Here is a 21712-nt window from a genome sequence, read left to right on the forward strand (position 1 = left end):
GGGGATTGTCTATGACAGCAAACCGATTAAATGGCTATCCAGGTTGCCTTAATTTCTGTGTATTTATCAAAAGCATGCAGCGACTTATCGCGGCCGTTACCCGACTGCTTATAACCACCGAAAGGCGCCGTCATATCGCCGCCGTCATAATGATTGATCCACACCATGCCGCTTCTCAGCGCCTTGGCGGTTCTGTGGGCCTTGCTAAGATCAGAAGTCCACACACCGGCCGCCAAGCCATAGATGCTATCGTTGCCTATGGCTATCGCCTGCTCCATCCCCTCAAATTCAATCACACTCAGTACAGGGCCGAAGATCTCCTCTCGGGCAATACTCATCTGGTTATTCACTTCACGAAACAGAGTCGGTGCCACATAAACGCCACCGGTTTCAGCCATGAGTTGCTCGCCGCCACAGGCCAGCACAGCACCTTGCTGCTTACCCGCCTCGATATAACCGAGAATAGTCTGCAGCTGCTGCTGATCCACCACGGCGCCACTGACGGTATCCGGATCCAGCGGATGCCCTGGCTGCCAGGATTTGAGTTCGTCGATAATGAGCGCTATCAGTTGCTCCTTGACCCCGGACTCCACCAGCAGGCGCGAACCTGCGGTGCAAACTTCACCCTGGTTGAAGGCGATGGCCGAAGCTGCCGCCTGCGCCGCCGCCTTGAGATCCGGGCAATCGTTAAAGACTATGTGGGGGCTCTTGCCACCGGCCTCCAACCACACACGTTTCATATTGGACTGACCGGCGTAGACCATCAGTTGCTTGGCTATCTTGGTGGAGCCGGTAAACACCAGGGTATCGACATCCATATGCAGCGCCAGCGCCTTGCCAACTGTATGACCAAAACCGGGCAATACATTGAGCACTCCGGGCGGGATCCCGGCTTCCAAGGCAATGGCAGCCATACGAATCGCCGTCAAAGGGGATTTTTCCGAGGGTTTGAGGATGACAGAGTTACCGCTGGCCAGCGCCGGCCCCAGTTTCCAGCAGGCCATCAGCAAGGGGAAGTTCCACGGTACAATCGCAGCCACCACCCCGACAGGCTCACGGGTGATCATGCCTATTTCATTGTCAGCTGTGGGCGCTATTTCGTCGTAAATCTTGTCAACCGCTTCGCCGGACCAACGCAAGGCCCTGGCGGCATTGGTCACATCCACCGACTTGGAAAAACGGATTGGCTTGCCCATATCCAGGGTTTCCAGCAAGGCCAGTTCATCGCTATGCGCCTCCAGCAAATCGGCAAAGCGTATCATCACCTTTTTGCGCTCTACCGGCGCCATTCGCGACCAGACTCCGGATTCAAAACTGGCTCTGGCACTGGCCACCGCTGCCTCGGCATCGGCCAGATCGCAACTGGCTACGGCGGCGAGCTTGTTGCCATCCACAGGGCTGATGCAATCGAAGGTCTCGCCGGATACGGCTGCACAATACTCTCCATGAATAAAGGCCTGGCCACAGATCTGCAATTGCGCAGCCAACTGCTGCCATTGCTGACGGGTTTGCGGTGTACTCATAAATCCTCTCATCTGCTTGCAAGCGGGCATTCCACTACCTCAGTAGGCCTATCGCGGCCAACTCGTGCAGCCATCGCGAGTTATTCGGGTCGCTCCAGATTAGCCTCGAGCACGGCATAAATTCAATATATTTTACAAAAATAGATTTTTTGGCATAAATAATTGCACACAGGCCTTCCATGTTCATTATTTCTGACATAGCATAGCGAAATATCAATCACCATTAACAAGCCCGCAACACTAAGGTTAATGCTTATGGCAGAGCTAAAACAACAGGCGAAAACACAGGGCAATCTCGAGCATTACTGGATGCCTTTCAGTGCCAACCGTCAATTCAAGCAGACTCCCAGGCTACTGGCTTCGGCCGAAGGCATGTATTACCGGGATGTCGATGGCCGTCAGGTGCTGGACGGCACCGCAGGTCTTTGGTGCTGTAATGCCGGCCATGGCCGGGCGGAGATCAGTGAGGCGGTCAGCCGTCAGATCCGCGAAATGGACTATGCCCCCAGTTTTCAGATGGGTCATCCGTTGGCATTCGAGTTGGCCGAGCGCCTCAGTGAAATCGCCCCGCCCGGCATGAACCGTATCTTCTTTACCAACTCGGGCTCAGAGTCAGTCGACACCGCACTCAAGCTGGCGCTGTGTTACCACAGAGCCAATGGCGAGCCGAGCCGCAGCCGTTTTATCGGCCGTGAGCTGGGCTATCACGGTGTGGGGTTTGGCGGTATTTCGGTGGGCGGAATTGGTAATAACCGCAAAGGTTTCAGCCCGCAGCTCCTCGGCGGCGTCGATCATCTACCCCACACTCTGGATATGGAAGCCAACGCCTTCAGCCGCGGCTTGCCCGAGCATGGCGCCGACAAGGCCGAGGCGCTCGAGGGACTAATTGCCCTGCATGGCGCAGAGAATATCGCCGCCGTTATCGTCGAGCCCATGTCAGGCTCGGCCGGGGTAATATTGCCACCCAAGGGCTATCTCAAGCGCCTTCGGGAGATCACTCAAAAGTACGGCATATTGCTGATATTCGATGAGGTGATTACAGGTTTTGGTCGGGTGGGCGGCGCTTTTGCCAGCAACCACTGGGATGTGACCCCAGACATAATGACCACGGCCAAGGCGCTCAACAATGGCGCCATCCCCATGGGCGCGGTGTTTGTGCAGCAAGCGATTCACGATGCCTGTATGCAGGGCCCTGAGGCAATGATCGAGTTCTTTCACGGCTATACCTATTCAGGGCATCCGGTTGCGGCCGCGGCGGCACTGGCCACCCTGGATATCTACCGTGACGAAAAGCTGTTTGAGCGCACTACAGCGCTGGCGCCCTATTTTGAGCAGGCGCTGCATAGTCTCAAGGGGCTGCCCAATGTCATCGATATTCGCAATACCGGCCTGGTGGGTGGCATTCAACTGGCCCCCAGCCCGCAAGGTGTTGGCAAACGCGGCTATCAGATTTTCGAGCGCTGTTTCTGGCAAGGTGCGCTGGTACGGGCCACCGCCGACATCATAGCCCTCTCCCCGCCACTGATAGTGGAAGAGTCCCAAATAGATCAACTGATTTCCACCCTGGCCGACGCCATCCAAACCGTCGACTGAAGCACACAGGATAGTTATGCGTATTTACAGCCACTATATAGATGGACATGAGACAGATGGCAGCCAGGCTCAGGCTTCACTGCCCATTTTCAACCCGGCCAACGGAGAAGAGCAAGCCAGAGTCGCCCTCGCCTCCAAGGCTGATACAGAACGGGCGATAGACTCGGCCAGGCAGGCTTTTAACGCTTGGTCAAAGGTATCGCCCCTTAACCGGGCGCGGGTACTGTTTCGCTTCAAAGCCCTGGTAGAAGTCCACATGGATGAGCTGGCCGAGCTTATCTGCCTGCAACATGGCAAAGTGCTTGAGGATGCCAGGGGCGAGCTGGTTCGAGGGCTGGAAGTGGTGGAGTTTGCCTGCGGCATTCCCCATCTTCTCAAGGGGGAACACACTGAGCAGGTTGGCACTGGCGTCGATGCCTGGAGCATCAATCAACCGCTCGGGGTGGTTGCCGGCATTTCGCCGTTCAATTTCCCTGTGATGGTTCCCATGTGGATGTTCCCGATTGCCATCGCCTGCGGCAATACCTTTGTGATGAAGCCATCGGAAAAGAATCCGGCGCCGGTACTCAGAATTGCCGAGCTGTTGACCCAGGCCGGGCTGCCGGATGGGGTTTTCAATGTTATCAACGGCGACAAGCTGGCGGTAGATACCCTGCTCTGCCATCAGGATGTTCAGGCCATCTCCTTTGTCGGTTCAACGCCTGTCGCCGAGTATATCTACAGTAAGGCATCGGCCCACGGCAAGCGGGTGCAGGCACTCGGCGGCGCCAAGAACCACATGCTGCTGATGCCGGATGCCGATCTGGAACTGGCCAGCAACGCCCTGATGGGTGCGGCCTATGGCTCTGCCGGCGAGCGCTGTATGGCTATTTCCGTGGTACTGGCGGTTGCTGATGTGGCCGATGCCCTGATAGAAAAACTGCAACCCAAGATAGCCGCGCTCAAGGTAGGTAACGGCCTGGAGCCGGGTATGGAAATGGGGCCGCTTATCTCCCGCGCGCATCTGGACAAGGTCTGCAGCTATATAGACAGCGGTATACAGCAGGGCGCAGTTTGCCTGGTAGATGGCCGCAATACCTTGGCAGACAGCGAAGGTTTCTTTCTCGGTGCGACCCTGTTCGATGGCGTAACCCCCGAGATGCAGATTTACCGGGAAGAGATCTTCGGCCCTGTGCTTTGCATAGTCAGGGTGGCCGACTATGACTCGGCGCTGGCTCTTATCAATCAACATGAGTTCGGCAACGGCACCGCCATCTTTACCCAGAGCGGCGAGCTGGCGCGCGACTTTTGCCACTCGGTGCAAGTCGGCATGGTAGGGGTCAATGTGCCTATCCCTGTGCCCATGGCATTTCACAGTTTCGGCGGTTGGAAACGCTCGCTGTTTGGCCCACTGCATATGCACGGCCCGGATGGAGTTCGCTTCTACACCCGGCGCAAAGCCGTTACCGCCCGCTGGCCCAAACAGCTGAGTGCCGATTTCATCATGCCGACCATGAAATAGGGAGAGAGGGAGAGCCTGATGCACATCAACAATATCAGAGTACTGGCGCGTAATACTCCCGAGATAAGTGAATACTCCATCGCCGAGGAAAAGCGTCTGCAGGACGCGCCGCGCCAACGGCTGGAGAACCATTACTCCAGCCCCTGTGAGCAGTTTCATACCGGAATTTGGCAAAGCGAAACAGGTGCTTGGAAAGTTGACTACACTGAGCACGAGTATTGCGAAATCCTCGAGGGTAACAGTGTCATCAGCGATGAGCAGGGAAATCGTCTCGAAGTTGGCCCGGGCGACAGGTTTGTGATCCCGGCCGGGTTTCGCGGCAGCTGGCAGGTAACGGTTCCCTGCCGCAAGCTCTATGTGGTGTTTGAATCCAACAGATAAAAACAAAACCGCCATGAGGTCTCAGCATAGCTGCTGTTGTTTGGCATAAACCAGGCCGCGCCGGAATCCTCCCGGACGGGGCCGGCAAACCAAAGAAGGGAGAAATGCTTGTGAACCAAGTGATAAGAAGATCCAACCCTCTGTTATGGGCACTGCTGCTTGGCGGCGCCATAACCTCAACCTCTGCCATGGCCGAAGTCAGCGGCGAGATAGCCGTGACCAATGACTACCGCTTTAGGGCCGTGTCACAAACCGCCGGTGATTTTGCCGTTCAGGGCGGGCTGGACTGGAGTCACGACTCGGGTTTCTTCGTCGGGGCCTGGGCCAGTAATGTGGAATTCGATGAAGATGGTACTCCCAAAGAGGATCAGGTGGGTGCCGATTTCGAACTGGATGTCTACCTGGGTTACGCCGGTGAAATCAACGACAACCTGGCCTATGACATTACCCTGCTGCGCTATATGTACCCGGGCGACAATGTCTCTCAGGACTACAACGAAATCTCTTTCGGCCTGGAGTTCAGTGATTTTAGGGCTGCCTACTGGTACACCAATGACTATGCGGGTTCAGATCTGGACTATCACTATGCCGAGCTGAACTATAGTTATGAGTTTGCCGAAAACTGGAGCCTGGATCTGCACCTGGGTTACAACTTCGGCGATGCGCCCGATGACGATATGGGCAAATATCTGGATTACTCCATAGGTGTCTCTACTGAGATTGCCGGTTTTGGTCTGTCTGTGGCCTGGTTGGACACAGATATAGATTCGGATGCCGAGATCAGCAGTGGCACCTTCCAGAATGACGGCACTGTGCTGGCGAGTGTCAGTTACGCTTTCTAAGCAGCAAAATTGCGCTGCCCAGGCAAGCCATAGGACAGACCTGCACGGGCAAGCCCCATCTTCCTCCCACCAACCAAAAGTAAAAGAGCCGCTCCCTGAGCGGCTCTTTTTTATAAATTGATTCAGTTCTCAACGCAGTGGCGGTATGTGAGGGGTATCGCCCTGACGCACCTGTTGTTTGACGTCTTGCCAGCTATGGGTGAGGTGTTGCAGTTGTTCTCGCCGCTCGGGAAACTGCTCACTGAGCTTTCCCATCAGTTCCACTTGTTTGTCACAGATTTGCGCCCAGCGCTCGGCATTGGAAAGGTACATGGCTTCATCCTTGATCTTGGCTTGTGGTAAAACAGATATTCCTGAACAAATAATAACCAAGGATAGCCAATTTGCCAGTCCTTTTAGCCTTATCACAAAAATCCGCCTTGGATGCACTGTCAAACGCTACCGCTTGCAGGTATAACTGAGGATATAAGATAACACCCGGATAACAGTATTCACTCTTGGTGAAACAAGGAGTCCCACTATGGCCACTATGTTAAAAATATTCTTTATCGCCCTGGCGTTAGTGCTTATCTACAAACTGGTTTTCACTAACAAAAAAGGGGTGACAATATTTGAAATGCATTTCAAGGACGGTCGTATGACCTCCCACAAGGGTAAGATCCCGGAGAGGTTTGAACGCGAATGCCGCGCCCTGGTCAAGAAAGAGAAACTCACCTGTACAGTACGCGCCGAACGCAGTGGTGAAGTGCGGCTGCACATCAGCGCCAATGCCGGAGATGCCAATATTCAGCGCCTGCGCAACCTATTTCCCTTCGAATACTATGACCGCAAGCAGAGCGACAACAGCAAACAACTAGGCTGATCAGCGTTTAGCGGGAAACACTTGAGGGTCGATTTTACCTTCCCGGCGCGCATCATCTATGATCCTCTGGTTATCCTGTGCCATGGGATCTTCGGCGGGTAGATTGGGGTCCACCCGCTCCTCCTCGGGCGCTTTAAAACTGAAATCGATACCACTAGAGCAACCGCCAAGGGATACCAGTGCCAATAAGCCCATTGAAGCCCATGGCAGTACAGCGGATTTTTTGTTCATCGTTATTTAAACCTGTGTTGATAGACTGTTACCATTTAAACAGATCTAAGCTTAACCCAGGCTGAGACTCAGCGTTAGTCATGCCGTACGATTAATCGTCGCTCTGCTACTTGTGTTCCAACCTACGGATCACCAGAGTCACCTCCCCCACCGTCAGGCCCCATTTACGGATCTCGCTACGGTTGATTATGGTGTCCGGCGCCGTTTGATACATCCAGTCGTCGAAATGCACCTGATACTCGCCGCTATCGAGCTTCAGCAGCATGTCGTAGCGCCAGCGCAGGGCAAAGCCCTCTGCTTGCCCTTCTGCCACAGCCAGAATATCCTCGGCTCTGCCCTGGTAGCGGCCATCGGCAAGCTTGGTAATCTGCCAGGTTCGCTCGGCAAGCTCACCATCGTCATACTCAAACCACTCCTTCAACACACCCTGATTCCCCTGCCAACTGCCCGTCATCCGGACATTGAAACGGCGCACCACCTGGCCACTGTAATCTTCCACCATACCTGAAGCCTGCAGCTCCCCGTTAAAGAACTGCTGCAGATCCAACTTAGGTTCGCTGGCGCTATAGTCATAAATATCGACACTGCCACAACCGCTCAGTCCGAGTATCAGAAGTAACAACCAAACCTTGGTGAAACCGATAAACCTGCTCATTAACATTTGCATGCCTGCTCTCCTATCAACTGAGCTCTCAGCTGCGGCTGACTGCTGTGCTCTGACAACCAAATCGCCAAAAAGGCGCCGGCAAAACGCTTATGCTCGCTCGAAGCGCTCTCATCTATGGCAATCGCGGCTAACGGCTTGTCGTTGAACAGAAAGTATCCCTGCTGCGGCCCGTTTGCCACAAAGCTCAATCTGTCCCCCTGCTCCACATCCGGCCAGAGCCCTTCAAGCAGCGCCAACCAGGCGGATATCTGCTCTCTGTCATATCCCAAGTGCAACCACTGGTGTTTGGTGGCCTCCAGGAGTCGCGAGGCAGGAATATCCCGGTAATACTGAATTTCCAGCTGCTGCGGGAAGCTATTGGGCTGGTAACTACCATCCGGCGTCAGCAACCTGGCCCGATAAAGGGTTATAAACCACCAGTCCATTTCACCGCGGCCCACTTCCCGAAAGCTGGCAAGCTCCGCCTTTGATGGCTCGACCTGGGCAGCTTTGGGCTCAAGTGTCTGCACTTGGCTCTGCGCTTGAGTCTGCTGCGCTTGAATCTGTAAATTGTCTGCCCATCCCTGAGTGGGTAGGCCAAGCAGTATCATCAGCAGCCCGGCAAAGCCTGGGTTATGCAGCTTACCGACTTGCTTTGCTCCCTTGTTTACACCCTTGATGAATCGTTTCATTGCCGGTCTCCGTCAGAGAAATCCTTTGGTTGGGCGATTTGCCCCCCATTCAAGCCTGAGATTGCAATAACTTAACAGTGGCAGCAGCAGCGACCAGATGAGTATCAACAAGCTAAAGGTAGCCGATTGTCCCAGGGGCCAAGCCACGGCCTCCAACCTGAATGCCGCTAGGTAACTGCCAGCGCCACCCACTGCGCCAAAGAGCGCCTGCTGCCATTTGGGCAAGTCCCTGAGCCAGGCCAGACTCACCCCCAACGTCGCGGCAAAATGCCCCCAAAGGCAACAGAGCCACAAGGGTAAAAGCCGCGAGGGACTGTCAAACTCAAATACTCCGCCAAGGTGCAGCATGGCGTCCAAGGCTATGCCGATAACAGCCGGTATCAGCACGGCGTTGAATGTTTTCATGCTGTATCCGGTACGCTTTACGCTTTGCTCTGCCAGTTGGCTGTGCTCATCCCCGGCATTCTCTGCCATGAGGGCTGAGCGGTAGCCCGGATTGACAAGCAGCAACTGGACACAAAGCAGCAAGAGAGCAAACACCAGCGCCTGATTGGCAAACAGGATCAAAGACCACCAGCCCAACTGGAAAATGGCTGCATTGAGCAGCAGAAAAAACCAGGGCGATAAGAGTCTCATGGCCTAACCTGCAATTTGTCTTGAGCTGAGCGGACGATAGCCGTCCTTGACCGCAGTCAGTTGCACTGTGCTTATGGTGCGCTCAAGAAAACCACCCTCGCAGTAACTCAGATAAAACTTCCACATACGCACAAAGTCCTCACCATAGCCGAGTTCGCGCACCCGCTCTCTGGCGTCATCGAAGTTGGCATGCCAGTCATTCAGGGTGCGGGCATAGTCGAGACCTATATCATCCAACGACCAGAGGGTCATGGATGTTTGCCGCTGCAAGTGGCGCGTCATCTCGGTGACAGATGGCAGGCAGCCGCCGGGGAAAATATAGCGCTGAATAAAATCCACCCCTTTGCGGTAGCTGTCATAGCGTTGATCTTTAATGGTGATCGCCTGCAGTAACAGCTTGCCGCTCGGCTTGAGCAGGGCATCCAGGCCGGCAAAAAAGCCCGGCAGATAATCGTGGCCCACTGCCTCTATCATCTCTATCGAAACCAAACGGTCATACTGGCCGCTGAGCTGGCGATAATCCTGCCTTAGCAGGGTAATGCGCTCACCCAATCCTTCGGCGGCAACCCGTTCACTGGCATATTGGTACTGGGCATCGGAAATAGTGGTAGTGGTTACCTTGACGCCATAGTGTTTGGCGGCATAGATAGCCAGGGCGCCCCAACCGGTACCTATTTCCAGCAGAGTCATGCCGGGCTGAAGATCCAGCCGCTCGCAAATCAGTTGCAGCTTATACTGCTGCGCCTCATCCAACTGCGCCTCTTCATGGGGATAGACGGCGCTTGAATAGAGCAGCTCAGGGTCGAGAAATGCCTGATACAAGGGATTGCCCAGATCATAGTGAGCCAGAATATTGCGCTTTGAACCTGCCTTTGAGTTTCGGCGCAGCAGGTGTTTCACCCGGCTAACTGTGTTGGAAAACCAGGAAAACCGTTTCTCTATCTTATCCAGCAGCGGCAGATTACGGGCAAACAGGCGTACCACGGCGGTAACATCCGGACTGGACCAGTGCCCCTGAATATAGGCTTCACCGGCGCCGATAGAGCCGCCCAGAATCACCTGGCGAAAAAAGCGTTCATCGTGAATACGAATTATGGCAACCAGGTCTGCATCGAGCGGGCCGAAGGTCCACTGCTCACTCCCCAACTGCAGTTTAAGACAACCGCCCTCCAAGGCATTCAAGGCCTGTTGCATGACTCTGGCCCATAGACTCTTGCCGCTGGCGGCCAGCTGCTGTCTGTTCTTGGCTACTGTGTTTTCCATCTCATTCTCCAATGTTTGCTGTCACACTCGGGGAAATTTCCAAACCTTTAGGGAATTCTTGCAAAGGACTAGGGCCATTTGCTGCGAACCACGCCTTGCATCCAAGCCCGTAAGCCGACGCAGAGTACACATGGGACTTGTTCGCACCTTCCTTAGCATCAGTCCGTGCCGCCCTGAGGCCTGCGCTCGTAAGGCACAAAGGGCACCCGCTTAAGCCACAAACGCAGCGCTTGCCAATAGATGAGCCAAAGAATTTTCAGGCTCATCAAGGGAAAGCCCCACAGATAACGCCTAAGCTCACAACCATTGAAGGGGCGGCGTTTGAGGCTTAATACCGCATCGAAGCTGGCCTTTTGCGACTCGGGGGCCGGCCCTGCCACGTCCCCCTTGCCGGGCAGATTGCTGATCCGCAAATCGAGCCGCTCTGCCGGCGCCGGAATATGCCAGCGATAGCGATAGTCCAGCGACATAAAAGGCGATACATGGAAGCACTTGTCGCCAAGCGCCGGCGCCTCGGCCGACACCAGATAACAGTGACGCTCATTCCAGGGGGTATTGCTCACCTCAGCCAACAGGTATTTATACTCATCACCTTGAAAGCAGTAGAAAAAGTTGACCGGGCTGAAATAGAGTCCAAAGTGGCGCAGTTGCCCGGCGAACAGCACACTGTCGCAGCTGGCCTCGCCGCCGAGCGCAATCACCTTATCCAGCACCCGCTGTTTCAGCGATGAGGCAGTATTCGATTCTGCAGCCGCCTTGAGATAATCCTGCTGCCGAAAACGCAGCGCAGACCAAGGGGATTCACCAAACAAGCCGCTCAGGGACGAAAGCCTTGGCAAATCATCCAAGTCCAGCAACATCAGGGCAAAGGGATAGCGAAAACTATGCCTTACCGGCGTTAGCCTAGAGTGGCTGACGCTGCCGAGATAGAGACCCGTTTCAGGTTTCATAGGCTTACCCCGAACCTTTCACAAACATCCAGGGCGCTACGTACCCCGTCTTCATGAAAGCCGTTGTACCAGTAGGCACCGACAAAATGGATACGGTCTTGGCCGCAGATCTCGCTGCGGCGTTGCTGCGCCGCCTGGCTCTGTTCATTGAATACCGGGTGAGCATAGACAAAGCGTTTGAGCACCTTGTCCTTGGCTATCGCCTCATCCTGATTCAGGGTCACCAAAAAATCCGGCGCAGACTTTGGCAAGCGCTGCAAAATATTCATGTTGTAGGTCACGCAGGCGGGACGGCTGGCATCGCCATCGAGACGATAATTCCAACTGGCCCAGGCGGCGCGGTGCTTCGGCAGCAACGAGGTGTCTGTATGCAAGGTCACCTGGTTATCCTGGTATTTAAGCCTAGAGAGTATCTCCCGCTCCAGCTCACTGGCGTCACCGAGCATGGCCAGCGCCTGATCGCTGTGGCAGCCGAGGATCACCTGATCGAACTCATGCCAGCTATCCTTGACTCTGAGCTGCACGCTCCCCGCTTGGCGGCGGATTTGTTCTACCGGCGAGTTGAGATGAACCCGCTCGGCAAAGGGCGCGCTGAGCGCCGGAATATAACTGCGGGAGCCGCCTTCGAGCACATACCACTGCGGCCGATTGCTGACGGCCAACAGTCCATGATGTTCAAAGAAACGGATAAAGAAAGGCAGCGAGAAGGCGCGCATATCCTGAATACTGGACGACCAGATAGCGGCGCCCATCGGCAGGATATAGTGCTGGCAGAAGAAGTCAGAGAACCCCTGCTGTTCGAGAAATTCCCCCAGTGTCACCGCCGGGTAACGACCGCTTTGATACAAGGCTTTGCAGCGGCTGTTGAAGGCCAAAATCTCCCTCAGGAACCCCCAGAAGGTCGGACTCAGCAGATTGCGCTTTTGCGCAAACAGGGTCGCCAGGCTATGGCCGTTGTATTCAAGGCCGCTGACAAGGTTTTGCACCGAGAAGCTCATCTCGGTCGCCAGCGCCTTGATACCGACCCGGGCCATCAAGGCCTGAAACCTGGGATAGGTGCGATCGTTGAACACAATAAACCCTGTGTCTATGGCGTAGGGTTTGCCGCCAAGCTCAACATCCACAGTGGCCGTATGCCCGCCCAGATAATCGGCGGCTTCAAACAAAGTTACCTCATACTGCTGTGACAACAGATAACCACAAGTGAGCGAGGAGATCCCCGAACCGACTATGGCGATGCGCGGCTTGTTGCCGGTTGAAACTGTCATACTGGGCTCCCGTTTTTTGCAGAGGGTTTACCAAGGGCGGCGGCCAGCCAACTGCGGGGCAGCCAGCTCAGCAGAGTCAGCAGCCAGATAAAGCGCCCGGGAAAGGCAATCAGGCGCCGTCTGGCGGCCAGGGCTTGAATGATGGTGTTGGCGGCTTTATCGGCGGAGATCCGCATCGGCATAGCGAAGTCATTTTTGTCGGTGAGCGGCGTTTTAACAAAACCAGGGCGAATTTCGCTGACGTCTATTCCCTTGTGGGCCAGATCGAGCCGCAAGCTCTGCGCCAGGTAACTGATCCCGGCCTTGGAGGCGCCATAGGCCTCCGCCCGCGGGAAAGGCAGCATCACAACGCTTGAGCTCATCAGCGCCAGTTGGCTGCCACGGGCAAGCAAAGGCATAAAGGCTTCCAGGCAATAGCCCACAGCCAACAGATTGGTGCGGATAACCCGCTCAAACAGGGCGCTGTCAAAGGCCATGGCCTCGTCTATGTACTCACAGGTACCGGCGTTGAGCAGCAGCAGATCCACACCATCGGCTTGGCCTAACTCCAGTTTGAGCTTGCTGCCAAGCTTAAGCACCGAGTCTCTGTCGGTGACATCGAACCTCAAAGGCTCGCAGCCTTCGAGGTCGGCCAGAGCTTGTTCATTACGGCCACAGGCCAAGACCCGCCAACCGGCGGCGGCATATTGTCTGGCGAGCTCGGCACCTATGCCTGAGCTGGCACCCGTGATCAATACCGTCTTCATCGGCTTGCCCTGCCCTTGACCATGCGCACCACTGAGCCCAGCAGTGGCAACTGTTCATAGAGCATCTGCCCCAGATCCAGATAATCCCTGTGGTAATGGATTTTGTCGCCAAACTTGATGAGGCTGATACCATCGACGCTGATACTCTGACCCCGGTTCAACTTGGGGTGACAATACTTCATCTGCCAACTGATGGCGGCCTGATCACCGGCGGGCAAGACATCAGTGATCTCAAAGGCGATTTCGGTCAGGTTGCGATACAAACCGGCAAAATACTGTTCCAGTTGCTCAAGCCCCTCCAGTCGGTGCATGGGATCGCAAAAACAGATCTCAGGCGCGTAGACGGCCTGCAGCCTATGGCGCAATGTGGGCAATTGCTCGGGGCCCAGGGATTGATACAAGGCAATAAATGCCTGAATAATCTCCTGAGACTGCGGCGATGCCGGCTGTGAAGCGGGTGCTATGTCCGCAGTGACTGAGTGGCTGGTCATGATAATCCCTCGGCTAATGAACTGAGTTCAGGCAGACTTTTTCAACACGGCCAGGGCGGTCAACGCCCTTTGCCGCGCCGCGCTGTGCTCGACTATCGGTGGCGGATAAGCCGCAGTGGCAAACAGACTCGGCTCGGTGAAGCGGGACGATGCAGCTGTGCCCGGATGGTGTATCTGTTTAAGCGGCCAGTGCGCCAGTTCAGGCAGATAACGGCGGATAAAACTGGCGTCAGGGTCGAACTTTTCGCTCTGGCTCATGGGGTTGAAGATCCTGAAATAGGGCTGGGCATCACAGCCGGTGCCGGCAGACCACTGCCAGCCGCCGTTATTGGCCGCCAGGTCGCCATCTATCAGGGCGCGGCGAAAATACTGCTCGCCCCAGCGCCAGTCCACCAACAGGTGTTTGGTGAGGAAGCTGGCGGTCACCATTCGCAGCCGATTGTGCATCCAGCCGGTTTGGTTTAGCTGACGCATGGCGGCATCCACCAGCGGATAACCGGTGCGGCCCTCGCACCAGGCAGCAAACTCTTGCGGGTCATTACGCCAGACTATGTCATCGCCGAGTGAGTTGAAGTTGCGGCCCATACACAGCTGGGGCCAGGCATGCAGCAGATGGCGGTAAAACTCGCGCCAGGCCAGCTCAGCCAGCCAGCTGCGACCCGGACTATTGTCCTCTGCCATAGCCTCGGGGAAGCGGTTGAGCAGCGCTGCTACACATTGCCGTGGGCTGAGAATACCAAACGCCAGATAGGGCGACAGGCAACTGGTGCCATCGAGGGCCGGGAAATCCCGCTCCTGGCCGTAATCGGCAAGCTGGTTGGCAATAAAACTATCGAGCCGCTGCCTGGCCGCCCCTTCACCCACTGGCCAGTGATGGCTGTCTTGTTTACTGTCTTGTTTGCTGACCTTAAAACTCAGCTCTGCGGGTTCGGGTAAAGCCGGGGCCAGAGGCGCAGGTACCGGCAGCGGCGTTATCGCCTCTCTTCCCAGCAGCTCACGCCAACGGCGAAAGAAGGGGGTAAATACCCGATACATTTCGCCGCCTTGGGTACGGACACTCCCAGGCGGCAGCAGACAGTGCTCATCGGTAAACTGCAGGCCTACCCCTATAGTCCTGGTAAGCTGCGCCAGCGCCTGATCCCGGCGCTGCTCGTTAATCTCCACCTCGCGCCCGGCAAAAATCTGCTTAACGCCCTGGCGTTGGCAATACGACTCGACAGTGGCATTCACCAAAGAGAAATCGTCACAGTGCAGTAAATCAAAAGCTATCCCCAAAGATGCCAACGCCCGTTGCAGTTGATTGACGCTGCGTTCGATGAAATCCAGCTGCATGGGGCCAACAGAGTGCTGCTGCCACTGCGCTGGAGTCTCAATATAAAAACCCCGCAGCGGCAGATCTTGGGCCCTTGCCGCTTCGCACGCCAGCCACAGAGCCTGATTATCTGATGTGCGCAGATCGCTGCGAAACCAGATGGCAACACAAGCCTTTTCACGGGAAGGCGCATGATTGGGCAAAGGCTGGGACATGTTACTTGTCCTCCGGTTGTTTTGAGGCGGACTCGGCCTGCGCCAGCAGTGCCAATATGGCGGCATTGCTGCTGCAAAGCACAGGATTCTTGACGGGCTCCCGGTCCTTCTTGCCCCCTTTTTCAGTCATAGCCAGTTCCTTGGCATAGTGCTCAAAGGCATTGGCATGAGCCGCCACATAATCCCCGCTCAAGATCAGCGGATAATCCAAAGCACTCGCCAGCTGGAACAGGGCTTTGACACTGCTGCCGGGCAACTGGGAAGGCGGCAGCAACAAGAGTCCATGCAGCGGCAGCCTGTGTGCCAAGAGTTGCAGCCCCTGGCCTTCCAAAGGCTCCTCTATATTGAGCGGCAACAGGCTGACACCCCGGGTGATAAGCTCCAGTTGCAGCAAGATCTCACTCCATGCCGGCTGCTTGCCAAGCGGCAGATAAAGAAGTTGCCAGCGAGGTTTCTGGCGCAGCAACTGCTCGCTACGGGCGCCGACATAGTGAGCCAGACGGCTTTCGAGCCAACTGCGGACAAGCGCTCCGTCGAGGCGTTCATCGAGCTGGGTGTCCAAAACTTGCAACCAATGGCGCAGGCGCCGACAACACAGGGCGATGGGATAGAGGGCACTGAATTCATCCAGCAAGCGGCCAAAGCGGGCACTACTGAGAGAAAGTGCCGCCTCGGTGAGACTGCTGCTGAACTTCAGCCAGTCGTCGTCTTCATTTTCTTGCTGCAGCTGTTTTTCTGTCTGGCCACTGAGCAGTGGCTTGACCTTGCTGATGGCCACGCCCTGCTCAAGCCAGGAGAGGATTTCACGGATCTGCTGAACCTGCTCCTGAGTGTAGAGTCTATGGCCCTTGGGGGTGCGCTGCGGGATAACCAGTCCAAACCGTCGCTGCCAGGCGCGCAAGGTGACAGGATTCACCCCGGTCAGTCTGGCGACTTCGCCGATGGAAAGGTTGGCAATGTTATCAGTAGGCATAACGCAGTTTTAACTCCTGTGGATGAGGGTTGAGATAAACCTGGGCCGCAATATACGGCTGCGGATGCTCCCTCAAGTAATGTTTAATCAATGTCAGCGGCACCAACAGAGGTTGCAGCCCCTGACGATATTCATCTATCGCCTGACTGAGCTCAGCCTTCTGTGCCTTGGTCAGTTTTTGTTTGAAATAGCCCTGAATATGCTGCAGCGCGCTGGTGTGATTGCGGCGACTGGCCTTGTTTTTCAGCGCCTCCATAAAGCCTTCAAAGTAACGCCGGGCAGTTTCCTGCAAGTCTTCACCACCTTCAGCCAGCAAGGGGCCAAGTTGGCGATAATGAGCCGGACTGTGAGCCAACAAGAGGTATTTGTATCTGGCATGAAATTGGGTCAATTTATGCGGGCTCAAGCCGGAGTGCAGCAGACATTGCCAGTCATGGAAGGCATACACCCGGGTGAAAAAGTTTTCCCTGATCACCAAATCGTTCAAGCGCCCCTCTTCTTCAACCGGCAGTTGTGGCCAGCGTTGCATCAGGGCCTTGGCGAACACACCTATGCCGCTGCGATTCCCCTGATCACTGCCTTCCTTGTAGACGGTGACCCGTTCCATGCCGCAGGTAGGTGATTTGGCACAAAGCAGATAGCCACTTAAAAATCCCAATTCAGCGACTTTTTGCTCACTGAAACTTTGCAGGCTCTCGGTTACATCCAAGCTGGCATCACGGCTCTGGATCCGGATCTCATCACCGCGGCGCACCTGACGTATGCTCTTGCGTGGCGCGCCCATACCTATCGCCATCTCAGGACAGACGGGCACAAAGTCAAAATGCTGCCTAAGCTCCTGCTGGCAATAGACAGAATTCTTATGACCACCGTCAAAACGCACCTGCTGCCCCAACAGGCAGGCACTGATACCCAGTTGAATTCGCTGCGGCTCAAACTTGTACATATTGAGAATCCTTGTATAACCTTGTAGTAAATTAAGGCACACACCTGTACAAGGATCAAGTTTTTGTACAATATTTTTTTAGCAAAGAGGAACCGACATGCCTGGCAAGTCATACAAGACCTTAAATGGAGTCAAGCCCAGCAAGCCTGGGCTATCCGCTGGCGAAGCAAGACCCATCTTGAATGAAACCTGTAACGCAAAGGCATTTAAGAGAGATTCGAAGGGAGATAAAAAACGGGAGCCTTGAGCTCCCGTTTTCTGTCATTGATACCTTTCACTGCAGGGCGCTAGCGCCTGAAATTATTGCTTGTCGGCCCCCAGGCGCTCAACCAGGAGTACCAGGCCAATTCCGGCGGCGGCACACAAGAGCGCCAACCCCAACTGATGCGGCTGCTGTGTCAGTTGCTCAAAACCAAAGGGTGACAGGTTTTGTTGCACCAGGGGTACCTGCTCACCATGGGAATTGGTGCGCCAGCTCAGCGTCTGTTTCCAGGGCCAGATCTTGCCCAGCGTCCCCAGCATAAGACCGGTAAGGAAGATAAGAGTGGCATCGTGAAAGCGCCGCAGCAGCGCCGACAGCAAATGGCTGAAACTCAGGATACCTATCACGGCACCGACAGCAAAACAGCCAAGAATATCCAGCTGGATATTCTTGGCCGCCGCCAGCACGGCAGGATACAGTCCCAATAGCAAGAGGATAAAGCTGCCGGATATCCCCGGCAGTATCATGGCGCAAATGGCAATGGCACCGCCAACAAAAATATTAAAGTAGCTGGCCTCCAACTCGACCGGACTCAGCACGGTAATGCCCCAGGCAAAGGCCACTCCCAGCGCGAATATCAATAGCCGTGGCAGTGAAAAACCGCCCTTGACCTGGCGCAGCATATGCACCACAGAGATAAGGATCAGCCCGAAAAAGAATGACCATACAGGAATAGGATGATGTGCCAGCAGGTAAGAGATAAGCTTGGCCAGACTAAGAATACTGCTGAGGATCCCCGCCAACAGACTCAACAAAAAGGCCCCGTTGATATGTACAAACGCCACCTTGATCCCGTCACGGCGTATAATGCCCCAAAGACTGGGATTGATACGGCGAATACTTTCCAGCAGGGTGTCATAGATGCCGGTAATAAAGGCTATGGTTCCCCCGGAAACGCCGGGCACCACATCGGCGGCCCCCATGGCCAGCCCCTTGAGGTAGGTCAACAGAAATTTCACTAGGTTTCCTTACTACTGTTTTGATAATTCTCGCGGATTATACCAATCCTGATTGAAGTTGGATTGTCCAAGGAAGTGATTCTTGCACTTGCAAAGGGTCCACCCATTCGCACCTTCCAGAAGAAACCGTCATTTTAAGCACAGCCCCCAGTTGCTGCCACGCCATTTTATTCTATCTGTTCAGCCCCAGATCAGATTGGTGTGCCCCTCGCTCGTCTTAACCAATGCTCTTGCCTCTTTCCTCTTGGCTCTTGCCAAAGCGCTCGTCAGCATACACACTCATCCGACCAGAGTAATAACAAAAACATTACCCTATACCAACAAAGAACATCAACAAGGAATACCCACAAGGAATCACTATGAGTAAAACCGCCAATTCGACCCTGAACTTGTATCACAAATGCAGGCGCCTGCCCTTTGGCAATAAGATATTCTCCTTGCTGGTCAGCCGGATGGCACCCTACTTTGGCAGTATCAAACCGATAATCCGTCAGTTGGAGCCCAACTACTGTGAATGCCTGCTGCGTAAACGCCGCGCAGTGGAGAATCACATAGGTACAGTACATGTCATTGCCATCTGCAACGGCCTGGAAATGGCGATGGGAGTCATGGCCGAGGCTTCAATACCACCTCATCTACGCTGGATCCCCAAGGGCATGACGCTGGATTACACCGCCAAGGCCGGCAGCGATATCCGCTGTGTGGCCAAGGTTGATGCCAATGCCTGGCAGCCTGGGGATCTCGATGTCGAGGTGCTCGCCTATGACTGCAATGATATCCTTGTGGTCAAGGGCAGTATCAGGCTCTGGATCTCGGCCAAGCCGGCCAAAAACGCGACCGAGAAGGGATCATAATTTGAAACAAGCCAGCACTTCCCTCATTCGGGTTTGATTGCTAACTTGGCTCAGCTAATCGAAGCCTTAGACGGTACTCAAGAGTAAGCAGGAAAAAGATGCAGGGACAGCCGGTCAAAATCAGTCACAACCCCAATATCGATGCCGTCAGAGGGCTGGCAGTATTGGGGATATTCTTTCTCAATGTCAGTTTTATGGGCGTCACCTTATATGGTTATGCGCCCTTTCCCGAGTTTCATTTAACCGATGCCATTACCGAAACCCTGAGTAATTTTCTGCTGGAAGGGCGCTTCCTCAGCCTGTTTTCCATGCTCTTCGGTGTCGGCCTCTATATTCAACAACAGAATTTCCTCGCCAGAGGATTGGAGCCCTTCCCCTTAATCCGCTCACGCTTACTCTGGCTGATGCTCTTTGGGGCGCTGCACAGCCTGTTTATCTGGCCGGGGGATATCCTGCTCACCTATAGCATTTGTGGCTTCCTCGCCTGGCATTATCGTAACCTGGAGATTGAAGCACAGCAAAGGCGGGCACTGCTCTTTATCGCCATCGGCACCCTGGCCTATGGTCTGATGATCTTTCTGCCGGGTGATGAAACCTGGATCCGCGGCAACGCCTTTTTCAATGAACAATACAGCGCCTGGACCGGCAGCTATGGCGAGCAGTTGCTGATGCACCTGTTTATGACCTTGTTGATGCTGATTTCCCTGCCATTTACTCTGCTGTGGTTTGTCAGCGGTGTGATGCTGCTGGGGATTAGCCTGTATCGTCGCGGGCTGTTTGACCAAGGTTTACCCCAGGGCAAATTAGGGAAATTGCTGGCGCTGAGCTTGCTGCTGTCGCTGGCGGACACGATTCTCAGCCTGCAATCCCGCCCCAAACTGGTGATGCTTTCCGATATTCTGGTCATGCTGAGCGCCATTCCCATGGCTATCATCTATGCTCATCTGTTGGTTAAGTTCGGCCGCCGCCTGCCATGGTTGCCAAGACGCCTGCAGGCGGTTGGCCGGATCCCCTTGAGCCTGTATATTTTGCAGTCCTGTTTTGGGATCTGGCTGTTTCGCCATCAAGCGCCCGAGTTACTGCTGACACTTGAACGCATAGACTACCTGGCCATAGCCCTGGGTTATGCCTTGGTGCAGATAATACTGGCCGGCTGCTACCTTAAGTTCTTCAACCAAGGACCGCTGGAATGGCTCTGGCGCCGTCTGGCCTTTGGCAATAAGCCAATCAATAACGCCACGAATACTCACGAGTCAAATACATGAAGTACAAAGGAAAAGTCAGCCATTGGCAGGACGATAAAGGCTTTGGGTTTATTAGCCCCAATGACGGCAGTGAAAGGGTATTTCTGCACATTAAGTCACTGAGCCTGAGCGGTCGCAGGCCACAAGTGGGCGACGTACTGACCTTTGACATCACACTGGATGACCAGGGCCGGCGCCAGGCAAAACAGGCCTTCTTTCCCGAGGACAGGGGCAGACTCAAACAAAAACAGCGTCAGCAGAATAAGCGCAGCAGTCACAAGTCTTTCGTCGGTAAGCTCACAGTCCTGTTTGCCCTGCTGCTACTGGCTTTAGTGGCACTGGGTAAGCTGCCGCTCTTGGTGCCCGTCTGGTATCTGCTGCTGAGCCTTCTCTGTTATTGGCTCTATGCCAGTGATAAAAAGGCCGCCGAAACTGGCCGCTGGCGCACCAAGGAGTCGACCCTGCAACTGACCGGTTTGCTCGGTGGCTGGCCTGGCGCTTTGCTGGCACGCCATCAGTTTCGCCACAAGACCAGTAAAACAAGTTTCAGACTCCTATTCTGGTGCTGTGTCGGCCTCAACCTGTTGGCGCTTGGCGCCGCTCTTAAGCTGGGATGGCTGGCACGGCTGCCCGAGATAGCCTTTTAACGGTTGGCTCTAAACTCAAGGGCAAGCTCGCCTATCAAGCAGGCTTAATCAAATAAGCCAAGTGCCAGCTTGCGGCCGCGCTCGGCAGCATACTGCCGGCTAACGAGCTGGGCCGAGACTATCGTCCCCTCTTTAATCAAACACAGCTGCCCGGCCAACTCACGAGCGTGCTCGCGGCCAAGCCAAGACGACAATTTCTGCTCAAGCTCATTTTGAACCCTGGCCTTATGCTCTCGGCAGAGACGATTTACCGGATGCTCGGGTGAGGGATACTCGGCGGCGGTATTGATAAAGAAACAGCCGCGAAACTGGCTCAGGGACTCAACCCGGCTGTTGAACCAATCATCCAGGGCGTTAAACAGCTCATGGACCAGCTCTGTTGGCGTTTGCGCCACCTCCAGCCTTTGATTCAACCAGTCAAGAAACAGCTGATCGCGATAACGCACCACGGCCAGCACCAGGGCCTCCTTACCCTCGAAATGATGATAAAGGGTCTTCTTGGCTATGCCGGCCTCGGCCAGAATTTGATTGATGCCCACCCCATGCACACTCTCTCGATAAAAGAGTTCAAAGGCGCCGGCAAGCAGTTGGGAAACCTTGTCCATCTCACACTCCTTAACGATTCAATATGAGTTTGACAAAAGTAGAACGGTCTGTCTACCATAAAAAGTAGAC

24 protein-coding genes are annotated in these 21712 nt (G+C 54.9%); 8 read left to right on the top strand and 16 right to left on the bottom strand.

The features are described 5' to 3' along the window. Nucleotides 1-26: 26 nt before the first annotated feature. Nucleotides 27-1523 carry an aldehyde dehydrogenase gene (locus tag ON072_RS06590; RefSeq protein WP_025009890.1) on the bottom strand — a complete coding sequence of 499 codons (1497 nt, stop codon included), beginning with the start codon at nucleotides 1521-1523 and terminating at the stop codon, nucleotides 27-29. A gap of 255 nt (nucleotides 1524-1778) precedes the next feature. Here ON072_RS06590 and ON072_RS06595 point away from each other — a divergent pair, with 255 nt between their 5' ends. From ON072_RS06595 to ON072_RS06610, 4 genes are all read left to right on the top strand, one after another. Next, nucleotides 1779-3116: an aspartate aminotransferase family protein gene (locus tag ON072_RS06595; RefSeq protein WP_208149021.1), complete on the top strand. Its 1338-nt coding sequence runs from the start codon at nucleotides 1779-1781 to the stop codon at nucleotides 3114-3116. A 16-nt stretch (nucleotides 3117-3132) separates the two neighbouring features. Then, nucleotides 3133-4617, top strand: a complete 1485-nt coding sequence (locus ON072_RS06600; protein ID WP_274625996.1) for a CoA-acylating methylmalonate-semialdehyde dehydrogenase — start codon at nucleotides 3133-3135, stop codon at nucleotides 4615-4617. 18 nt (nucleotides 4618-4635) lie between these two features. Continuing rightward, a complete protein-coding gene (locus tag ON072_RS06605) occupies nucleotides 4636-4998 on the top strand; it encodes a cupin domain-containing protein (RefSeq protein ID WP_025009887.1) in 363 nt (120 codons plus the stop codon). A gap of 119 nt (nucleotides 4999-5117) precedes the next feature. Further along, nucleotides 5118-5840, top strand: coding sequence for a TorF family putative porin (locus tag ON072_RS06610; protein WP_371873733.1), 723 nt, complete (start codon nucleotides 5118-5120; stop codon nucleotides 5838-5840). A 129-nt stretch (nucleotides 5841-5969) separates the two neighbouring features. On the opposite strand, the gene ON072_RS06615 is transcribed toward ON072_RS06610, so the two are convergent. Next, on the bottom strand, nucleotides 5970-6152 hold the full coding sequence (locus ON072_RS06615; RefSeq protein WP_025890124.1) for a hypothetical protein: 183 nt from the start codon (nucleotides 6150-6152) through the stop codon (nucleotides 5970-5972). Between the two features lie 208 nt (nucleotides 6153-6360). Between ON072_RS06615 and ON072_RS06620 the strand changes: the two genes are divergently transcribed. Then, the gene (locus ON072_RS06620; protein ID WP_025009884.1) at nucleotides 6361-6702 is read left to right on the top strand and encodes a DUF3634 family protein; all 342 of its coding nucleotides are present in this window, start codon (nucleotides 6361-6363) and stop codon (nucleotides 6700-6702) included. Here ON072_RS06620 and ON072_RS06625 read toward each other — a convergent pair whose 3' ends face one another. The 13 genes from ON072_RS06625 to ON072_RS06685 all read right to left on the bottom strand — a co-directional run bounded on the left by ON072_RS06625 (nucleotide 6703) and on the right by ON072_RS06685 (nucleotide 18292). Continuing rightward, nucleotides 6703-6933, bottom strand: coding sequence for a hypothetical protein (locus tag ON072_RS06625; RefSeq protein ID WP_093982478.1), 231 nt, complete (start codon nucleotides 6931-6933; stop codon nucleotides 6703-6705). It abuts the gene before it with no gap. Nucleotides 6934-7039: 106 nt separating this feature from the next. Further along, a complete protein-coding gene (locus ON072_RS06630; RefSeq protein WP_274625997.1) occupies nucleotides 7040-7600 on the bottom strand; it encodes a DUF3833 domain-containing protein in 561 nt (186 codons plus the stop codon). Next, nucleotides 7588-8271, bottom strand: a complete 684-nt coding sequence (locus ON072_RS06635) for a hypothetical protein (RefSeq protein WP_144191397.1) — start codon at nucleotides 8269-8271, stop codon at nucleotides 7588-7590. The genes ON072_RS06630 and ON072_RS06635 overlap by 13 nt, the downstream gene beginning before the upstream one ends. A 12-nt stretch (nucleotides 8272-8283) precedes the next feature. After that, nucleotides 8284-8907: a DUF2878 domain-containing protein gene (locus ON072_RS06640; protein ID WP_144191398.1), complete on the bottom strand. Its 624-nt coding sequence runs from the start codon at nucleotides 8905-8907 to the stop codon at nucleotides 8284-8286. 3 nt (nucleotides 8908-8910) lie between these two features. Next, nucleotides 8911-10170 (bottom strand): SAM-dependent methyltransferase, encoded by a 1260-nt coding sequence (locus ON072_RS06645; protein ID WP_261752816.1) that lies wholly within the window; start codon nucleotides 10168-10170, stop codon nucleotides 8911-8913. Between the two features lie 158 nt (nucleotides 10171-10328). Next, nucleotides 10329-11120 carry a DUF1365 domain-containing protein gene (locus ON072_RS06650; RefSeq protein ID WP_261752815.1) on the bottom strand — a complete coding sequence of 264 codons (792 nt, stop codon included), beginning with the start codon at nucleotides 11118-11120 and terminating at the stop codon, nucleotides 10329-10331. Further along, the gene (locus ON072_RS06655; RefSeq protein WP_107005601.1) at nucleotides 11117-12388 is read right to left on the bottom strand and encodes an NAD(P)/FAD-dependent oxidoreductase; all 1272 of its coding nucleotides are present in this window, start codon (nucleotides 12386-12388) and stop codon (nucleotides 11117-11119) included. Before ON072_RS06655 ends, ON072_RS06650 begins: the two co-directional genes overlap by 4 nt. Then, nucleotides 12385-13134 carry an SDR family NAD(P)-dependent oxidoreductase gene (locus tag ON072_RS06660; protein WP_025009877.1) on the bottom strand — a complete coding sequence of 250 codons (750 nt, stop codon included), beginning with the start codon at nucleotides 13132-13134 and terminating at the stop codon, nucleotides 12385-12387. Before ON072_RS06660 ends, ON072_RS06655 begins: the two co-directional genes overlap by 4 nt. Further along, nucleotides 13131-13625 (bottom strand): nuclear transport factor 2 family protein, encoded by a 495-nt coding sequence (locus tag ON072_RS06665; protein ID WP_096141589.1) that lies wholly within the window; start codon nucleotides 13623-13625, stop codon nucleotides 13131-13133. Before ON072_RS06665 ends, ON072_RS06660 begins: the two co-directional genes overlap by 4 nt. Before the next feature lie 27 nt (nucleotides 13626-13652). Continuing rightward, nucleotides 13653-15152, bottom strand: coding sequence for a deoxyribodipyrimidine photo-lyase (gene phrB, locus ON072_RS06670; protein ID WP_101060104.1), 1500 nt, complete (start codon nucleotides 15150-15152; stop codon nucleotides 13653-13655). A gap of 1 nt (nucleotide 15153) precedes the next feature. Beyond that, nucleotides 15154-16125, bottom strand: a complete 972-nt coding sequence (locus ON072_RS06675) for a MerR family transcriptional regulator (RefSeq protein WP_261752814.1) — start codon at nucleotides 16123-16125, stop codon at nucleotides 15154-15156. Beyond that, nucleotides 16115-17071 carry a YbgA family protein gene (locus ON072_RS06680; protein ID WP_261752813.1) on the bottom strand — a complete coding sequence of 319 codons (957 nt, stop codon included), beginning with the start codon at nucleotides 17069-17071 and terminating at the stop codon, nucleotides 16115-16117. Before ON072_RS06680 ends, ON072_RS06675 begins: the two co-directional genes overlap by 11 nt. 300 nt (nucleotides 17072-17371) lie before the next feature. Continuing rightward, nucleotides 17372-18292, bottom strand: a complete 921-nt coding sequence (locus ON072_RS06685) for a DUF368 domain-containing protein (RefSeq protein WP_101060102.1) — start codon at nucleotides 18290-18292, stop codon at nucleotides 17372-17374. Between the two features lie 359 nt (nucleotides 18293-18651). On the opposite strand from ON072_RS06685, the gene ON072_RS06690 reads away from it, so the two are divergent. The 3 genes from ON072_RS06690 (at nucleotide 18652) to ON072_RS06700 (ending at nucleotide 21037) form a co-directional block, all read left to right on the top strand. Continuing rightward, nucleotides 18652-19146, top strand: a complete 495-nt coding sequence (locus ON072_RS06690; protein ID WP_025889883.1) for a hotdog fold domain-containing protein — start codon at nucleotides 18652-18654, stop codon at nucleotides 19144-19146. 98 nt (nucleotides 19147-19244) lie between these two features. Further along, nucleotides 19245-20411, top strand: a complete 1167-nt coding sequence (locus ON072_RS06695; protein WP_234520420.1) for a DUF418 domain-containing protein — start codon at nucleotides 19245-19247, stop codon at nucleotides 20409-20411. Then, nucleotides 20408-21037, top strand: a complete 630-nt coding sequence (locus ON072_RS06700; protein ID WP_101060101.1) for a DUF1294 domain-containing protein — start codon at nucleotides 20408-20410, stop codon at nucleotides 21035-21037. Before ON072_RS06695 ends, ON072_RS06700 begins: the two co-directional genes overlap by 4 nt. Nucleotides 21038-21081: 44 nt before the next feature. On the opposite strand, the gene ON072_RS06705 is transcribed toward ON072_RS06700, so the two are convergent. After that, nucleotides 21082-21642: a TetR/AcrR family transcriptional regulator gene (locus tag ON072_RS06705; RefSeq protein WP_101060100.1), complete on the bottom strand. Its 561-nt coding sequence runs from the start codon at nucleotides 21640-21642 to the stop codon at nucleotides 21082-21084. Between the last annotated feature and the right edge of the window lie 70 nt (nucleotides 21643-21712).

The organism is Shewanella sp. K8 (genome assembly GCF_028823715.1).
GTDB lineage: Bacteria > Pseudomonadota > Gammaproteobacteria > Enterobacterales > Shewanellaceae > Shewanella > Shewanella algae.

Excerpts from the sequence above, each read along its gene's own strand:
- ON072_RS06690 (WP_025889883.1), top strand. The coding sequence starts at position 18,652 with ATGAGTAAAACCGCCAATTCGACCCTGAACTTGTATCACAAATGCAGG.
- phrB (WP_101060104.1), bottom strand. The coding sequence starts at position 15,152 with ATGTCCCAGCCTTTGCCCAATCATGCGCCTTCCCGTGAAAAGGCTTGT.
- ON072_RS06680 (WP_261752813.1), bottom strand. The coding sequence starts at position 17,071 with ATGTACAAGTTTGAGCCGCAGCGAATTCAACTGGGTATCAGTGCCTGC.
- ON072_RS06620 (WP_025009884.1), top strand. The coding sequence starts at position 6,361 with ATGGCCACTATGTTAAAAATATTCTTTATCGCCCTGGCGTTAGTGCTT.
- ON072_RS06675 (WP_261752814.1), bottom strand. The coding sequence starts at position 16,125 with ATGCCTACTGATAACATTGCCAACCTTTCCATCGGCGAAGTCGCCAGA.
- ON072_RS06660 (WP_025009877.1), bottom strand. The coding sequence starts at position 13,134 with ATGAAGACGGTATTGATCACGGGTGCCAGCTCAGGCATAGGTGCCGAG.
- ON072_RS06590 (WP_025009890.1), bottom strand. The coding sequence starts at position 1,523 with ATGAGTACACCGCAAACCCGTCAGCAATGGCAGCAGTTGGCTGCGCAA.
- ON072_RS06640 (WP_144191398.1), bottom strand. The coding sequence starts at position 8,907 with ATGAGACTCTTATCGCCCTGGTTTTTTCTGCTGCTCAATGCAGCCATT.
- ON072_RS06665 (WP_096141589.1), bottom strand. The coding sequence starts at position 13,625 with ATGACCAGCCACTCAGTCACTGCGGACATAGCACCCGCTTCACAGCCG.
- ON072_RS06695 (WP_234520420.1), top strand. The coding sequence starts at position 19,245 with ATGCAGGGACAGCCGGTCAAAATCAGTCACAACCCCAATATCGATGCC.
- ON072_RS06650 (WP_261752815.1), bottom strand. The coding sequence starts at position 11,120 with ATGAAACCTGAAACGGGTCTCTATCTCGGCAGCGTCAGCCACTCTAGG.
- ON072_RS06700 (WP_101060101.1), top strand. The coding sequence starts at position 20,408 with ATGAAGTACAAAGGAAAAGTCAGCCATTGGCAGGACGATAAAGGCTTT.
- ON072_RS06705 (WP_101060100.1), bottom strand. The coding sequence starts at position 21,642 with ATGGACAAGGTTTCCCAACTGCTTGCCGGCGCCTTTGAACTCTTTTAT.
- ON072_RS06600 (WP_274625996.1), top strand. The coding sequence starts at position 3,133 with ATGCGTATTTACAGCCACTATATAGATGGACATGAGACAGATGGCAGC.
- ON072_RS06605 (WP_025009887.1), top strand. The coding sequence starts at position 4,636 with ATGCACATCAACAATATCAGAGTACTGGCGCGTAATACTCCCGAGATA.
- ON072_RS06635 (WP_144191397.1), bottom strand. The coding sequence starts at position 8,271 with ATGAAACGATTCATCAAGGGTGTAAACAAGGGAGCAAAGCAAGTCGGT.
- ON072_RS06655 (WP_107005601.1), bottom strand. The coding sequence starts at position 12,388 with ATGACAGTTTCAACCGGCAACAAGCCGCGCATCGCCATAGTCGGTTCG.
- ON072_RS06625 (WP_093982478.1), bottom strand. The coding sequence starts at position 6,933 with ATGAACAAAAAATCCGCTGTACTGCCATGGGCTTCAATGGGCTTATTG.
- ON072_RS06645 (WP_261752816.1), bottom strand. The coding sequence starts at position 10,170 with ATGGAAAACACAGTAGCCAAGAACAGACAGCAGCTGGCCGCCAGCGGC.
- ON072_RS06615 (WP_025890124.1), bottom strand. The coding sequence starts at position 6,152 with ATGTACCTTTCCAATGCCGAGCGCTGGGCGCAAATCTGTGACAAACAA.
- ON072_RS06595 (WP_208149021.1), top strand. The coding sequence starts at position 1,779 with ATGGCAGAGCTAAAACAACAGGCGAAAACACAGGGCAATCTCGAGCAT.
- ON072_RS06630 (WP_274625997.1), bottom strand. The coding sequence starts at position 7,600 with ATGCAAATGTTAATGAGCAGGTTTATCGGTTTCACCAAGGTTTGGTTG.